The organism is Pelagihabitans pacificus (assembly GCF_009371985.2).
In the GTDB taxonomy this organism is placed as follows: domain Bacteria; phylum Bacteroidota; class Bacteroidia; order Flavobacteriales; family Flavobacteriaceae; genus Pelagihabitans; species Pelagihabitans pacificus.
Map to the genome: position 1 here is coordinate 162,498 of NZ_VIKU02000001.1, position 16,183 is coordinate 178,680.

Consider the following 16,183-nt stretch of genomic DNA (forward strand, 5'->3'; position numbering starts at 1 on the left):
ACCCCCTATTGTTCATAAATGAAATGAGAAGATCAAACAAAAGGGCTGGTACAAAAAAAGGGGCGTACATCCGTACGCCCCTTTCAACCGTCATTTTTTGATTCTTGATTAACTGAGCACCTCCTTCACTTTGTCGGCGGCTTCCTGGAACTGTACCGCGGAGTGTACCGCCAGTCCGGAATTATCGATAATTTCTTTTGCCAATTCGGCATTGGTGCCTTGCAATCTTACAATGATGGGTACGTTGATCGCATCCCCCATATTCTTATAGGCATCTACCACCCCTTGGGCCACACGGTCGCAACGAACGATACCGCCAAATATGTTGATGAGTATGGCTTTCACCGCTGGGTCTTTCAAAATAATTCGAAAGGCCTCCTCTACCCTTTTGGCATCCGCAGTTCCCCCTACGTCCAAAAAATTCGCAGGTTCACCACCGGCCATCTTGATCAAATCCATCGTTGCCATTGCCAAACCTGCTCCATTGACCATACAACCAACGTTGCCATCGAGATCTACGTAGTTGAGCCCTACTTCCCGTGCTTCGACCTCAATAGGATTCTCTTCCCGAAGATCGCGCATTTCGGCATAGGCCTTTCTGCGATAGAGTGCATTGTCGTCTATCGATACCTTGGCGTCGACCGCCATAATTTTATCATCCGAAGTCTTTAAAACAGGATTGATCTCGAACATATTGGAATCACTCTCCACATAGGCTTTATACAAGTTAGTTACGAACTTGGTCATTTCCTTGAAGGCAGTTCCCGAAAGTCCTAGATTAAAGGCAATTTTTCTCGCTTGGAAAGGGAGCAGACCCGTTGCGGGGTCTATTTCCTCGGTGAAGATAAGATGGGGCGTTTTTTCGGCTACCTCTTCGATATCCATTCCCCCTTCGGTGGAATACATGATCATATTTCGACCGGTTCCCCTGTTCAATAAAACGGACATATAGAATTCATTCGTTTCGCTATCGCCCGGATAATAAACGTCTTCGGCTACCAGCACCTTATGTACCCTTTTCCCTTCGGCGGAAGTCTGAGGGGTTACAAGGTTCATACCGATGATTTGTCCGGCCAACTCCTCGACCTCCTTTAGGTTCTTGGCCAGTTTTACACCTCCACCCTTGCCACGGCCGCCTGCGTGCACCTGTGCCTTGATGACGTGCCATCCGGTCCCTGTCTCGGCAGTCAACTGTTTGGCGGCATCGACCGCTTCCTTTGCGTTATGGGCCACAAGGCCACGCTGTATGCGGACGCCAAAACTTGCTAAAATCTCTTTTCCTTGGTATTCGTGAAGGTTCATATATGCGGTGTCTTTAAGTTCGGGTGCAAAAATAGGAAACGAATCGGATTTACACTAATGATGCATAATAACATGCATGGCAACAAATAGTACATTATGCTTGAGTCCAGACAATAAACTGTCGAAACTATTTAATCATTGAAAGCTGTGAAAATGATTAACCGGGGTATCACGACTATAATGATCACCTACTGCCCGGTAATCTCCAATCCCTCGAAATCCAAAGGGTCGAAATTTTTGAAATGGCCGTTTAAAGCAATGGCCCTTTTGGTACGGTCCACCTCCTTCAACACCGCAATAGTCGCCAATAGGTGTCCGCGGATATAGGCTAATCGGTCACTTTCCTTCGTCATGAGCAGGAGCTCATACTCTTGCTGCATCGACAGGCCCATTTTGTGCGCTAGCACAAAACTGTGGAATTTGTCGATTGGTATTGGCGTGAAGGGTACTTCCATCAAATGATAGAGTTCTTCGATTTTTGAAAGTACTTCCTTTCGCATCGTGTTATCGGCATCATTGACATTTTCAAGAAACTGTACCCGGCCTCCGGCATATAATTTTCCGTTCAATTGATTTTCAAAGGTCAGCACCTTAAAAACCTGGCGTGCCACACAGGTGACATCCATCTCCCCGCCTTCATAGGTAGTCACCACCTCCACAAGCTGTACTTCCGTGCCATAAGCGAGGCCGTCATTGATGTAAACGGGAATTCCAAAGGTAATCGCTTCGGACCGGCAATCATGAATCAACTGTTTGTAGCGTTCCTCAAAAATGTGTAGCGGAACGGTCTCACCGGGAAAGAAGATAGATTGTAATGGGAATAATGGTAATACCATGCGATTTTTTTCTAAAAATACAATTCGAACTGCACAGTGACAAATTTGATTGGCACCTCTATTTGTTTTAAATATAACAATTTGTTTTATTTGTAATATTTTAAAAAGATTTTTTGTACGTATTAAATAATGCGCCTAAATTAGCCTCAAAGAGATTTTTCATATGAAGTATTCAGATTTGCTCGATATCGCGAAAACCTACGGAGATCCGATATACGTTTACGATTCGGAAAAGATTATTTCGCAATTCCATCGGTTGACGAATGCATTTAGCGGTGTCAAACATTTAAAGCTCAACTATGCGGCAAAGGCTTTATCGAATATTAGCATCCTGAAGTTAATGAATAGCTTGGGAAGTGGTTTGGATACCGTATCGATTCAAGAGGTACAGCTTGGACTGTTAGCCGGTTTTAAACCGGAATCGATCATCTTTACCCCCAATGGTGTCTCCTTGGAAGAAATTGAGGAAGCCTCCAAACTGGGGGTACGCATCAACATCGATAATCTTTCGATTTTGGAACAGTTTGGAAGTAAGCATCCGGATATTCCAGTGTGTATCCGAATCAATCCACATGTTATGGCGGGTGGAAATTCCAATATTTCAGTAGGGCATATCGATTCAAAATTCGGAATTAGTATTCACCAGATTCCGCATCTACTTCGTATCGTGGAACTGACCAAAATGAATATCAATGGTATCCATATGCATACCGGTAGTGATATTTTGGACATCGACGTGTTTCTGTATGCTTCCGAAATTTTATTCGAGACCGCCAAGAATTTTAAAAACCTGGATTTTATCGACTTCGGAAGTGGTTTCAAAGTGCCCTACAAAAAAGGGGATATTGAGACGAATGTAGAAGAGTTGGGCAAAAAATTAAGCAATCGATTTAACGAATTCTGTAAGGAATACGGCAAGGAACTCACCTTGGCATTCGAACCCGGTAAATTCTTGGTGAGTGAAGCAGGGTACTTTCTCACAAAGGTGAATGTGGTAAAACAGACTACCTCGACCGTTTTTGCTAGTGTGGACTCCGGATTCAATCATTTAATTCGTCCCATGTTATATGGTGCTTCCCACCAAATCATCAATATTTCGAACCCGAAAGGTCGTGAACGGTATTACTCCGTCGTGGGCTATATCTGTGAAACCGACACCTTCGCGAGCAATCGTCGCATCAATGAAATTACCGAAGGAGATATTCTTTGTTTTAAAAATGCAGGTGCCTACTGTTTTACAATGGCCAGCAATTACAACTCCCGGTTTCGCCCCGCCGAAGTGTTATGGTACGACGGAAAAGCGATCTTGATACGGGAAAGGGAGAATTTCGACGACCTTATTAAAAACCAGATTGATATCAAGGACTTGTTTGCCACCAAAAAGCAGCAAGTAGGTGTGAAATAATCCTCGATTATTTTCGTTAGTTTTGGTATAGTTCTTGGACTAATCCCACAAAATTGTACCGATGAAACGAATCGCCCCCTCATTTTACCAATTTGTATTGTTCCTTTTTGTAGGGCTGTGGGCACTTTCTGCCCAGGCTCAAGAGGTCGAATGGCTCACTTGGGATGAAGCGGCCAAGCTGGCCGAAACTGAAAAAAATCCAAAAAAAATATTTGTCGATGTCTATACCGATTGGTGCGGATGGTGCAAAAAAATGGATAAGGATACCTTTCAGAATGCCGAGGTAGCTGCCTATATGTCGGATAACTTCTATATGGTGAAGTTGGATGGCGAAGGTAAGGAACCCATAGAATTCAAAGGAAAGACCTATAAGTTTGTCCCATCAGGGAGAAAAGGTTATCATGAGTTTGCCGCCGCCTTGTTGCAAGGTAAATTAAGCTACCCGACCACTGTTTTCCTTGATGAGGAAATGAATATGTTGTCTCCCGTTCCCGGATACCAAAAACCAAAGCCGTTCCTGGACATCGCCAAGTACTTTGGGGATGACATTTACAAAGAAAAGGATTGGAAGACCTATTCCGGTCAAGGGAAATAAGTTCGAATTGCGGATTCTTCTATCAGAAAATAAGTGTTCCTTTATTTATGGTCTTGGGAGGTACGCCTCCTCTACAACTAGTTTTTCTCGATCCTATTGTACTTCCCCATAATTTCAATGACCTTGTGAATGGGAAGGGCTTTTGCATGGTGTTGATTCCTACCGACCATGTCATTCGCCGCAAAAAGGGAGTTTAAAATGGCCTCCTCCGTAGCCTCGATGGTGGCCAGAAATAAGGGCGTCATGCCCTCATTTCTGAGTAGTTTTGTATCTATTATTCCGGTATCACGTGTATACGGAATTCGATTTTCCTTGGCCGTAGATACTGCGATGACGTAATCACCACTACCGTTGGAGGCAATGCCTCCCGTCTTTGCAAGGCCCATCATCGCCCGCTTTGCAAGGCGTTCCAAGTTTCTGGATTCCAAGGGTGCATCGGTCATCACAACCATCATACAGGAACCATCGACATCATAGGTAAACCTTCGGGAGTAATTATCCAGCTCTTTGGCAATGGGAATACCACTCAGCTCAAATACACCTCCGAAATTGGTCTGTACCAATACGCCGACCGTGTATCCTCCGGAAGCAGCAGGTAGTACGCGGGAGGCGGTTCCGATACCTCCCTTGTACTGAAAACACCGGGTACCCGTACCGGCACCTACGTTGCCTTCCTCCACCGGACCGCCTTTTGCGTTTTCAATGGCCTGCAGCACATCTGCTTCTTTGATGTGCCTGCCCCTGATATCGTTCAACCAACCATCGTTGGTCTCCCCGACCACGGGGTTAACGGATCGTACCTCTTTATTTTCATCCTGATTCAAGGTATAGCTGATCAAGGCATTGGATGCGACGGGAACACTTAAGGTGTTCGTTAACACAATGGGGGTTTCGATATTTCCCAGTTCCTTGACCTGGCTATAACCTGCCAATTTCCCGAACCCATTTCCCAAATAAATCGCCGCGGGTACTTTCCATTGAAAAATATTTCCGGAATGTGGTAAAATAGCGGTGACCCCGGTGCGAATGCTGTCGCCGGCTATCAAGGTCGTATGTCCCACCTTCACGCCCTCCACGTCCGTAATCGCATTGTTCTTCCCGGGTTTCAGAACGCCAATGCGGATGCCATAATCCCGGACACGTTCGTTTTGTGAAAAAGTCTGCATGGTACCCAACGTTAGGAGAAGGAATAGAACCTTAACTAGTATCTTTTTCATCTATTGCAACGATAGGAAGTTGGCGGTGTTCTGAAAGTAGACCTTCTGCAAAACATCCATAGGAAGTTCTAGGCCAACGGTTTGCTGCCCCCTTAATTCGAGCGAGTCGCTGCTACTCAAATACTTCCATAATCGTTCATAACTGGCATTGAGGTCTTTTTGCTCATTTTCAAGCTCCTTGGGGGTCATTTCGTCCGCTGGTTCAGAATTACCGTAATCGGAACCAAATAGGATTCTATCTTGATACTTTTCAAAAAACCTCCGAACCTTCTCGGAGTCCTGTTTGGCCAAATCCCCGAACCTGGCCGCCAGTTCTACCTGCATGTTGGGAAATTTGTCGAGTCGTTCCGCGACCAAATCCACATCATGGGACATACTCCCGATATGTGCGCACAGAATTTCTAGGTCCGGATTGTTTTCAATCCATCGGTCCCTTGCCGCGATAATGGTCTCATATGAAGGGATTTCAGGAATCTTATAGGCATGGTATTGTGGGTTGTTCTTATAATACCCATAATGGGGGCTGGTTGGGTCCAATGGCCTCCAAGCCTGCAATGGTTCAGCTATATGGGCCATTACGGGAATCCCTTTATCTTTCAAAAAATCCCAAATCGGTTGTAGGCGCGTGTCATCTATTTGTATAAAATTACCACTGGCATCCTTGGTGACCATCCCAAAGTTCTTCCACACTTTGACCATTTTCGCACCCGCATCGATTTCCTGACTCAGGCGTTCAATGTTTTTTCGGGCGAAATCGGGGTCATCGATACCGACACCGATCAAGGAAGAACAGAGATAAAACAGATCTGGCTGTGCCTGTGCAAGGTCTAGATATGGGGTCCAACTGCGTACTACGCCGGTGGAGTCTTCCCTGGCAACATCGACCAGTACCGCTTTCATATTCCAATTATTGAACAGTGTGGGTAGATAGCCACGTGCATGGCGGTAATGCGCGTGGACATCGATTTTTCTTAGTGTTTGCTCATCGATTGGAACCGTCTGGGCCTCCTCGGAGGATTTTTTATTTGGATCTGATTTGCAAGCGATGAGACCGATGAGGGCAATCAAAACGTAAATGCAGTTTTTCATAATTGAGGTATCAAATGAAACGATTGAATTTCCCTAAACAAGATAAGCTTTTATCCCGGACGAACTTCAGGTCTTTCGCGGAATTATCAATGATTGGCAGTGCTATCAATTCATTTCGGGGAATTTTAAATCGATTGAATTTAATCCGACCACCTCTTCGATATCCTTTGCCCCCATGTATCTTTTCACGCTGTTACCAACATGTAGGCCGTGGCCTCCTCAATGGTCTCCATGAAATTCTTTGAGGTATCGAAGTAAGATATGTCGTGTTCTTTGCAGGATTCCCTTAGGCTTTTACTGTGCGCTATCATGTTGTTCACATGGTCTCTAATGTATTCGCTTGATTTACTGAGTAACCAATCCTTTTTTTTCCTGCTAAATTTTTTGATGTCTTCAAATTTTTTGTCGACCGTTACATCGGAACAAGCCACAAAGCAGATAGGTATTCTATCAGGATATATATCCCTTAATTCAACTATTAATTCAGGGAGTAGCGCCTCTCCTTCAATAACACAATCAGTTTCGACATAGATCATACTTTCAAACATTGCTTTTACAAAACTCCAGCATCTTTAGGCTATCTCATCTGGAAATAATCTATCATGAATACCATATTCAGGGATTCCATTTGTAAAACCCATTACCAACCAATCAAGTAACAAATAGGATACTCCTTTTTCTGCCAATATCTTTTTTGCCATTAGGGTCTTTCCGGATCTGGATGATCCGCTTATGATGTATAACATACGACCGTTCCTCTTTTTCGATAATTTACAAACCTATTTCATTGAATAGGACCAATTCCTAGGATTTCGAATTTACTGTTAATCAGCTTTTTACAATTCTATCACGATTGTCGACGTTTTATTGATATATCCTGATGTAATCTATTTCCATGGTACTTTCAATAAACCCCGGATCAATATCAGGTTCTATGGCTATATTCAAAATGACATAATAATCAGAATCATATGGCCAGGTATCGGAATTTTTATCTGATGGCTCATATTTAAAATGTGTCACTCCATCGACACTAAATACCATTTCCTCTTCTGACCATTCAAGTGTATATATGTGGAATTTATTTGAAGCATCCAATATATTTTGTCCGCCAAGATTGATGACCTCATGTCCGTAACTTGATGCGTTATGCACGGCACTGGACACATAATCTTGATTCTTTCCCCAATGTTCGAGGATATCTATTTCACCACAGGTTGGCCAATTCACGGTTCCAAACCCTTGATTATCCCAGTAGGCACCATCTTCATTAATATTTTTACTCAATAACCATATAGCTGGCCATGTGCCAATACCTTCCGGTAGTTTTGCTTTAATCTCGACCCGCCCATAGGTGAAGGCAAATTTTGAATTTAACCTAGCGGAGGTATACTGCTTTATTTCACCCTGATCCTCGAATAGCTCTTTTTTTGCAACAAGATTTAAATACCCCTTTCTTAAATGGGAATTGTCTTCCCTATCGGTATAATGTTGTATTAATCCCCCCCACCAACTACCGCCAGGTGGAAGCTGTGTTTGGTGAAACCATTTCTCGGAATCTATTGGGCCTGCACCATCAAACTCATCCGACCATACCAAGGTATTAAAGGCGGAATCCCGGGGTCTTTCCCCAAAACTATCTGAATCATCTTGAGGACATATGGTACCCGTAAAAGCGAGGTATAAAAATAGCAGTACACCAGTTATAATTCTTTTATAAGTCAGTACTCTCTTGGTCATCTTTAGGTTCGATTTTTAGCCTGTTATTTTCTCCAGCAATGACTGGCAACGTAGGAACATAGGTTGTATGATCGATAGTTCCCATGATTGAAACATCTTTAAAAGTCCAACAAAAAGGCAAGAAATACAAGCCGTATCATCAAAAAGCGGAAAGCAAACTTTCTGATTTGTGAAACCGACCGATTGCGACCTTGCATCAATCCGATACAGATTCAAGAAATACAAACAGACCTATTTCTTAAATTACCCTGCCCGCTTCGCCACGGTAGCATATTGCAGATAGAACATATCCATAGCGGTAAAGAAAAAAGGAATATTGTAGAGGTAGGGCTTCAACGATCGGGTACGGTTGATACCTTCATGTTTTAAGATGGTATAGCCCTGCTCCCGATACATTTTGGCAATGCTTTTTTTGGTGAAAAAGCGCATATGGGTCTTGTCAAAGATACCATGGCCTTCGTAGTCCCAGTTTTTTTGCAAGATGACTTTTTTAAAGGCGTCGTGGTAGCGGAAATTGGGAATGGAGCTGATGACCACGCCCCTATCGGTCAGTTTATTTCTTAAAACGGAAAGTACAGTATAGGGATCGACCAGATGTTCCAAGACATCATTACAGTAAATGACATCGAAATACCGATCGGGTAGCTGATTTAAAAAATCCTCTACGGGACCAATAAAGACCTTGTCCAGCTTTTTTTCGGCTTCCTGTCCAGGTTCTTGCATCAACTCGATGCCCCAGGCTTCCAACTGATGTTTTTCCTTAATATGACCGGCAAAGTTGCCTTCCCCACAGCCGACATCCAATAAGGTCTTACAGCCCTCGGGAAGATATGCCAACATCTCGGGCCTTATATGGGTATAATAGTCGTCGGCTTTGTTGTCGTAGTCCATCTGTCGTTTTTTACCTGCTGTAATTCGGGGACTCCTTGGTGATGGTCACATGGTGGGGATGGCTTTCAGTGATACCACTGGAGGTAATCTTTACAAACCGTCCCGTTTCCTGTAGGGTCGCAATGTCCTTGGCACCGCAATAACCCATTCCGGCGCGGAGTCCACCTACGAATTGATGGATGCTCTCGAACAAATCGCCCTTGTAGGGTACCCGACCTACAATACCTTCGGGTACCAATTTTTTGATATCGTCCTCTACATCCTGAAAGTAGCGGTCTTTGGAACCTTCCTTCATGGCCTCGACGGAACCCATGCCTCGATATGATTTAAACTTGCGCCCTTCATAAATGATTGTCTCTCCCGGAGATTCCTTGGTACCTGCCAACAGTGATCCCAACATCACGGTATCGGCACCGGCCGCAAGGGCCTTCGGAATATCGCCTGTATAGCGAATACCTCCATCGGCGATAACGGGGACACCGCTTCCTTTGATGGCGGCGGCTACTTCCAAGACAGCGGAAAATTGTGGAAAGCCCACACCCGCTACTACCCGTGTGGTGCAGATAGACCCCGGTCCGATACCCACCTTCACCGCATCGGCCCCGGCTTCAACCAAATACTTGGCAGCCTCTCCCGTGGCAATATTTCCCACAATGACTTCCAATTGCGGGAACTTCCCTTTCACTTCCTTTAATACACTTACGACGCCCTTCGTATGTCCGTGGGCGGTATCGATAACAACGGCATCGACCCCCGCCGCTACCAAGGCACCCGCACGCTCCACAGCATCCGCAGTGACACCTAAGGCGGCCGCTACACGTAGGCGACCATATTGATCCTTATTCGCAATCGGCTTCTGGGTAAGCTTGGTGATGTCCCGAAAGGTGATCAGGCCTACCAACTTATAGTCTTTGTCAACTACTGGAAGTTTCTCAATTTTATTCTCCTGAAGAATATCCTCGGCTTGGGCCAAGGAAGTTCCCTCGGCAACCGTTACCAAGTTGTCCGAGGTCATGACCTCGGAGATAGGGCGCTCGTTGTTTTTTTCGAATCGAAGATCCCGGTTTGTCACGATACCGATTAGTTTCCCGCAATCATCGACAATGGGAATACCCCCAATGCTGAATTCGGCCATATTCGCTTTGGCATCCCTCACCAGTGCCGTTGTCGGAAGGGTTACGGGATCCATGATCATGCCGCTCTCGGCCCTTTTGACCTTGCGTACCTTCATCGCCTGTTGCTCGATGGTCATATTTTTGTGTAAGACCCCGATTCCACCCTCCTGGGCCATGGCAATGGCCATACGGGATTCTGTCACGGTATCCATCGCAGCGGATACGATAGGCACATTAATGGTGATATTTCGCGTAAATTTTGACTGAATGTTGACCTCGCGGGGCAATACTTCCGAAAATGCGGGGACCAAGAGTACGTCGTCGTAAGTGAGACCTTCGCCGACAATTTTATTGAGGTGGGCTTGCATGGCAATTAAGGATTAATTGCGTGCAAATGTAATCAAAAAAGCGGAAAGACCGCTATGCGGCTAGCACAAAGAATAAAGAGACCCAAACAATACCAAAATACCGGTTCGGCCGAGGTACTATCAGTATATTCCGTTTGTCGGGATTACGGGCTTAAGTATCTAATAGTCGAGGTTTTCGCCAATCCAATGCTGTACCATCCCATCCTGCGTCCCAGCCTTTTGTCTGTGCAATCCCTTCTTCCTATTATTCGTCGTTACTATTCCCATGTGGCCAAGCTTAGGAATCCAGAGCCATTTCTGTTTCCTGGACCTCTTCAATCTATTCCTTGGGTTTACATTTTTTCTTGGCATGGTAAGTGTCCCACTACGAGATATTAAAATGTTTGTTTCCCTCTTCGTCATAATCGGCAATCCATATCGAGACTGTGGCTACCTGGGCATACGAAAGTTAGGCTGTGAAGTTACTATGGAAATGGCAACAGTTGTTTTCCGGAATATCACCTACTTGGTACTTGGTTTGGTTTCGTTTTTAAAAGTGGCCAACTCTTGTACAGGGGCTTCATTTTTTCAGTTCGGTAGAATTGCAAAGTCACTAAATCCATCAATAGGATCGGAAGGGTTTTTTCTACTGTTACAATTTGTTTTTTTACAGTTTAAACTGAAGTGTCGTGTAAAAAGTTCGCGGTTCGGCCGGGATGATTCCGGGTCCGGGATATCCAGTAGCCCGTCTAGTAAAATAACTAGTATCGAGCAGGTTATTGATACCCGCCTCCAAACGCCATTTCTTATAGGTATAGGACAAGGATATGTCCAAGATATCGTACGCCGGGATTTCTCCCTCGATCCCACGTTGGTTATCATTAATATCTTGTTGGGCATTCGTCGCGTCGGTGAATTGTTTCGATAGATAGGTATACTGCAGACTTCCTAGAAGATTGCCATAACCTAAATTCAAGCCTGTTTTCATGTTGACAGCAGGAATAAACTCGACCTCATTGCCCTCGACATTGTTTTCATCGGAGGACAGATATTCCGAACGGGTCAAGGCCAGATTGATAAAATAGTTCAGTTTCAATTTTTCGGAATAGGGCAAAAAAGTCTCTTTAAGGCTCCAATTGGCGAAGCTTTCGAGTCCGTACATAAAAGCAGTGCCGATATTACCCCGAAAACGTACGATACCTCCTGTCTCTATTTCCTCCCCATTTTCATCAATGCGGGTACGGGCCTTTAAAATTTCCCCCAACCGATTATCATACAATAATCCAAAGGCACTTACGTCATAAGCCAACGCATTCCGATACCTGCCGCGAAACCCTAAATCGGCGGTAAAACCGTCTTCATCACTTATGTTCGAGTCTATCTGAAAAGAAGGGTTCACTACCCGGATATCGTTAAAAGTCACCGATCGATAATTCTGGGAAATGTTACCATATAATTCCATACTTGGTGTCGCTTTGTAGCTAGCCCCTACCCCCAAGAGCACAAAACTACGCTCAAAAACACGGTTGTCCTCAATCTCCTCGTTCAAAAGCGGATTTCCTGCCAAATCGAGCACAATATTCCTGAAACTACCCTCGCTTTCCGTTTTAATATATTCAAATCGAAACCCGGGCGTTACCGTAAGTTTATCGGTGATATTGAAAATGTTTTCACCGAAAAAGGCGACGTTCAAATTGGGAAAATCGAACTCGGACTGCCGTTCATAGTTAGGGAATTGATCGTCCGCGAAGCGAAAATCGGCGTTCGACGCATTGCTGCCAGGACCCTGTCGTTGATCGTTCCGCGTTTTGTAGAACTTGGAACCGAGTAATAGGGCCGATTCTTTTCCCCATAGTCCGTAGCGGGTCAACACACGGGCTTCGGCCCCCCAGTTTTGAAAATTATCAATTAGCAATTCCCGAGGTTCTTCAAGTACGTCAGGTTGGGAAACCCGATTGGTTCGAAAACCCAGCGCTTTCCTGGAGGCATCCAGCCCGAAGAGGTTCAGACTGAAATCCGTTTTGGACGAAAATTGATGATCAAGCCGAAGGGAATACAATTTCCAATCGACATCGAACCAATTCCGTGTACGGTTACTAAACGTGGGGTCTTCCAAAAACTGGGCATCGGTGAGCCCCCCCGGCTGTTGTGCCAAATAATTCAAAAACGTGGTTTCCACTGTAATCTTGGTACGGTCGGACAACCGATACCCTAAATGGGCGTAGTAGTTTCGGCTGTGGTATCCGGAATTGGGGCGAAATCCGTCACCTTCCTTGTAGTTGAAATAGGTATAATAACTAAATTTCCCGATGGTACCGGCCAGACTATTGAAGGTGGTATTTAGATTAAAGGAACCCAATGTCTGCCGGGAGGTCCATGCAATTTTCTTATTCGGATTTGGTCTTTTAAACTTAAAATTGACCAAACCTCCGAACTGGGTACCGTATTGTAAAGAGGCCGCACCTCTCACAATTTGTATTTCCTCCAATGCCTCGGCCGGAGGAGTATAATAACTTTCAGGGTATCCTAAAACATCTGCACTTATATCGTACCCGTTTTGTCGGGTGTTGAAGTTTGCGGTTCGGTTCGGGTCGAGCCCCCTTCCACCGATATTCAATTGCAGACCGGCATCACCGTTGTCATAGATGTTAAGGCCAACGACCTGACCGTATATTTGGCGCGAGTTGTTGGCCGCCAAATTCCCGGTGAGGCCATCCAATAATACCACTTCACTTTTCTTACCCGCATAAATAGCGGTCCCCTCGACCTTTTTTAATTGTTGGAGCGCAAAAATACGTTCCCGTCGTTGGGTCAATACCACCTCGGAAAGCTTTTCGGTCTCAACCGGACGTAGCTGAATTGTGACCTCCAAAGCCCTATCAAAGGTCAGCTCCTCTTCATGCACCGCATATTCGAAGGCAAAGACAATCAACGTGTATTTTCCGCCCGGTACATTGGAAAATTCAAATTCCCCCATGGGCGATGTACGCGCCAATCGTTGTAATTCCTTTAAGTATACCTCCGCATCGGGAATGGGGTCGCCACCTTGGTTTGTGACCTTCCCGGCAATCGCGTTTTGACCGTAAACGGCGTATGAAAGTAGCAATAGTATGAAACAACTATATCCCTTTAATCTCATCTTTAAATGGTAAAATCCAGCTTTTGTGGCGAAACGATTCCTTTTCCTTTCCCAGGTCGACGGTTGGGTCTACTAGGGTTGTGCTCAACCGTCCATTGAGCGTCACCCGACTATCGACAAACACTTGAACGGGGCCCTCGTTCTTTTTCTCAAAGTGTTTTTTTAGGTAATGGGCATACTCCAATATAAAATCGGGCTGAAACGCCATTTGTTTTTCTTGAAAAGGAGTTAAAAAATCGTCATTGTCTACATAGAACCACCGACCGCTTTTTGCATCTACAATCTTGAACTGGGCATAGCCCGATTTTTCCATCAACATAACCCGCCATGAGAAGCGATACCCTTCCTCGGTCCAGAAGAGTTCTCCGGGATATAGGAGGTAGCGAAAGGGAAATACTATTTGAATCGTAAAAAAGACAACTAGAATACCATGCTTCAGCCTAGTTGTAACGGTATTTGGAAAATTCAGGACACGTTCATTATCAAAATATTCCTTCCCCCATTTGAGTACCTTATCCAAGAGTATCAGTATTTGATGGTGTACTCTTGCATCAAAAAAAATCAAGGCGGAGACGATCATGATATAAGGGAACATCCCAATTGGGAACAAAACCCGTGTCAAGACATGAAAAACCACCACCAACCCAAAGGCAAAAGGCCTGGTCTTTCGGTACAACAATAAGAATGGTATCGCCAGGTCATAGCCCGCGCCCAGCCAACTGAAAGCGTACTGCACCCATTCCCGACCCAACAAATCCCCTAGAAAGGGAATATCAAATTTCGAGGGAAGCCATATTTTGAGGGGCATAGCTTTGAGAAGCCAATCAGAATTCAATTTTGCGAGACCCGCGTAAAAATAAACAATGCCCAACAATAGTTTTAGACTATTTATTGCCCATACGGGAATATACTGGAATGCCCTCTCGGGACTTCTTTTGGCGTCCAGGGCGTAATAACAATTAGCGGGCAAGAATATCATCAAGAAACTCAGAATGCTGATAAAGTAATAGTGATTTAGGTAGGTGGTTTTGTCCATAAGTTCGATGTAGGAGAAGCTCAGAAAAAAAACCACGATTGCCATACGATAACGGTATCCGATGGCCACAAGGATTGCAGATAGCCCGCAAATTGCAAATAACAAATAGGTGAAGCCTTCCAAGGGCTTTACCCACTCAAAACCATAATATGAAAAGAAAAAGCTTGGTCGAATATACAGTTTGTCGATCCAACCGTACCCCCAAAAACGAACGATACTAAAAAACATCATCGTTCCGAACAAAATGCGGAAGACCGCCAAAGGGGCGGCCTCCACTGATTTTGTCAAGTATCGTTTTCTCAAGGAATCCATCTTCTAATCGCCGTCGGCATCGACAAAATCGATACTGATACTCATGGCCGACACCATGTCGACCTTTAATAAGGGTACGGCCCGTTGTACTTCGTCATAGGCCAAAGACATCTGGGTCGGTACTGCGTTGTTCTCCAATTCTTCAAGAAAAGGGTCCAAGGCCGATACCATTTCCCTGGCTTTGTCAAATTGGCCGTTAATGAGGTCCGTGAGGTCTTCACCGTTCTTTAGTTCGTTCAATGCATCGAGATAAGACGCCAAGCTCTCCCCGGAACTACTTTTTCCAAAATGCTTCCCGTTAAAAAAATCCTGTACGGCCGATAATCCCTCCAAAAAAAGCACATTGGAGGCGTCTCCTTTGTAATATGCTTCCAACTTATCGGGAAGTGCACTGCCCGAAAAAACCCCTAACGGAATACCCATTTTGCCGGCACGTAAAAACTTTTCGTAATAAAAGATATAATCGTTCACAAAACGGTCTACAGAGGCCGTTGCAGAAGAACCGTCGTTCGCGATAAAGGAATCGCGATAACCATCTTTCCAAGAGGCAAGCACCTCTTTCGATAAAGTGGTCATATCGTTCAGGACAGCCTCGATGTAGGAAATCAACGCGTCACGATCGACCTCGTTGTATTTGGAAACGATGGCCTCATCACTTTCCCCCAGGCCATTGATCAAATAGTCCAAAGCGGGAAAACCCTTGGCTTCCCTGTTGCTAGGGAGTGAAAGATCATAACCCGTACTAACGATATTCTGTTCGATACGGTCGATGTTGGTGGGATATGTGTTAATGTTCAAGCGCAGCCCTACGTTCTCCGCCGGACCAATTTCGAACATAGAGACCCATTGCCAGCTTTTGTAAGCAGCAAGCCATGCATTCCGCAGCGCCAAAAGGTTTTCCGTACTTGCGTCTGGCCTAAAGGTTTCGAAAGCACTGTTGAGACCATCAAGATCGGTAACGAACGCTTCGTAGGATGGTATGATTATATTGTCGGCCCAGTTGACCAATAGGGTACTCCTTTCAAAGGTCACTTCCTTGGGGTCATCGGGTTTTCCATCGACAGGAGGGGTTTCCTCCCCATTATCCGAAGAACAGGCCAAAATAGCCATAGAAAACAATGTTAGTAGTACAATACGGTTCATAGCTTATTTTTATTTA

14 protein-coding genes are annotated in these 16,183 nt (G+C 44.9%); 2 read left to right on the forward strand and 12 right to left on the reverse strand.

Annotated elements, in window-relative coordinates:
* Positions 1-108 precede the first annotated feature (108 nt).
* Together sucC and FK220_RS00775 are read right to left on the reverse strand one after the other, a co-directional pair.
* Positions 109-1,302, reverse strand: a complete 1,194-nt coding sequence (sucC, locus tag FK220_RS00770; protein WP_152572381.1) for an ADP-forming succinate--CoA ligase subunit beta — start codon at positions 1,300-1,302, stop codon at positions 109-111.
* 188 nt (positions 1,303-1,490) lie between these two features.
* Positions 1,491-2,138 (reverse strand): LON peptidase substrate-binding domain-containing protein, encoded by a 648-nt coding sequence (locus tag FK220_RS00775; RefSeq protein ID WP_152572382.1) that lies wholly within the window; start codon positions 2,136-2,138, stop codon positions 1,491-1,493.
* A gap of 163 nt (positions 2,139-2,301) precedes the next feature.
* On the opposite strand from FK220_RS00775, the gene lysA reads away from it, so the two are divergent.
* Complete coding sequence (gene lysA, locus FK220_RS00780) at positions 2,302-3,543, forward strand: diaminopimelate decarboxylase (RefSeq protein WP_152572383.1); 1,242 nt, start codon at positions 2,302-2,304, stop codon at positions 3,541-3,543.
* A gap of 61 nt (positions 3,544-3,604) precedes the next feature.
* The gene (locus FK220_RS00785) at positions 3,605-4,138 is read left to right on the forward strand and encodes a thioredoxin family protein (RefSeq protein WP_152572384.1); all 534 of its coding nucleotides are present in this window, start codon (positions 3,605-3,607) and stop codon (positions 4,136-4,138) included.
* Positions 4,139-4,215: 77 nt separating this feature from the next.
* Here FK220_RS00785 and FK220_RS00790 read toward each other — a convergent pair whose 3' ends face one another.
* From FK220_RS00790 to FK220_RS00835, 10 genes are all read right to left on the reverse strand, one after another.
* Positions 4,216-5,355, reverse strand: a complete 1,140-nt coding sequence (locus FK220_RS00790) for a DmpA family aminopeptidase (protein ID WP_152572385.1) — start codon at positions 5,353-5,355, stop codon at positions 4,216-4,218.
* On the reverse strand, positions 5,356-6,444 hold the full coding sequence (locus FK220_RS00795) for an amidohydrolase family protein (RefSeq protein WP_152572386.1): 1,089 nt from the start codon (positions 6,442-6,444) through the stop codon (positions 5,356-5,358).
* A gap of 185 nt (positions 6,445-6,629) precedes the next feature.
* Positions 6,630-6,980 carry a hypothetical protein gene (locus FK220_RS00800; protein ID WP_152572387.1) on the reverse strand — a complete coding sequence of 117 codons (351 nt, stop codon included), beginning with the start codon at positions 6,978-6,980 and terminating at the stop codon, positions 6,630-6,632.
* A gap of 36 nt (positions 6,981-7,016) precedes the next feature.
* Positions 7,017-7,190: a hypothetical protein gene (locus FK220_RS00805; RefSeq protein ID WP_166204721.1), complete on the reverse strand. Its 174-nt coding sequence runs from the start codon at positions 7,188-7,190 to the stop codon at positions 7,017-7,019.
* A 118-nt stretch (positions 7,191-7,308) separates the two neighbouring features.
* On the reverse strand, positions 7,309-8,184 hold the full coding sequence (locus tag FK220_RS00810) for a glycoside hydrolase family 16 protein (protein ID WP_152572388.1): 876 nt from the start codon (positions 8,182-8,184) through the stop codon (positions 7,309-7,311).
* 243 nt (positions 8,185-8,427) lie between these two features.
* Entirely contained in the window at positions 8,428-9,075 is a 648-nt protein-coding gene (locus FK220_RS00815; protein WP_152572389.1) for a class I SAM-dependent methyltransferase, read from the reverse strand.
* A gap of 10 nt (positions 9,076-9,085) precedes the next feature.
* Positions 9,086-10,558: an IMP dehydrogenase gene (gene guaB / locus FK220_RS00820; RefSeq protein ID WP_152572390.1), complete on the reverse strand. Its 1,473-nt coding sequence runs from the start codon at positions 10,556-10,558 to the stop codon at positions 9,086-9,088.
* A 646-nt stretch (positions 10,559-11,204) separates the two neighbouring features.
* Positions 11,205-13,676 carry a TonB-dependent receptor domain-containing protein gene (locus FK220_RS00825; protein WP_152572391.1) on the reverse strand — a complete coding sequence of 824 codons (2,472 nt, stop codon included), beginning with the start codon at positions 13,674-13,676 and terminating at the stop codon, positions 11,205-11,207.
* A complete protein-coding gene (locus tag FK220_RS00830; RefSeq protein WP_152572392.1) occupies positions 13,657-15,024 on the reverse strand; it encodes an HTTM domain-containing protein in 1,368 nt (455 codons plus the stop codon). Before FK220_RS00830 ends, FK220_RS00825 begins: the two co-directional genes overlap by 20 nt.
* Before the next feature lie 3 nt (positions 15,025-15,027).
* Positions 15,028-16,167, reverse strand: a complete 1,140-nt coding sequence (locus FK220_RS00835; RefSeq protein ID WP_152572393.1) for an imelysin family protein — start codon at positions 16,165-16,167, stop codon at positions 15,028-15,030.
* Positions 16,168-16,183: the final 16 nt, after the last annotated feature.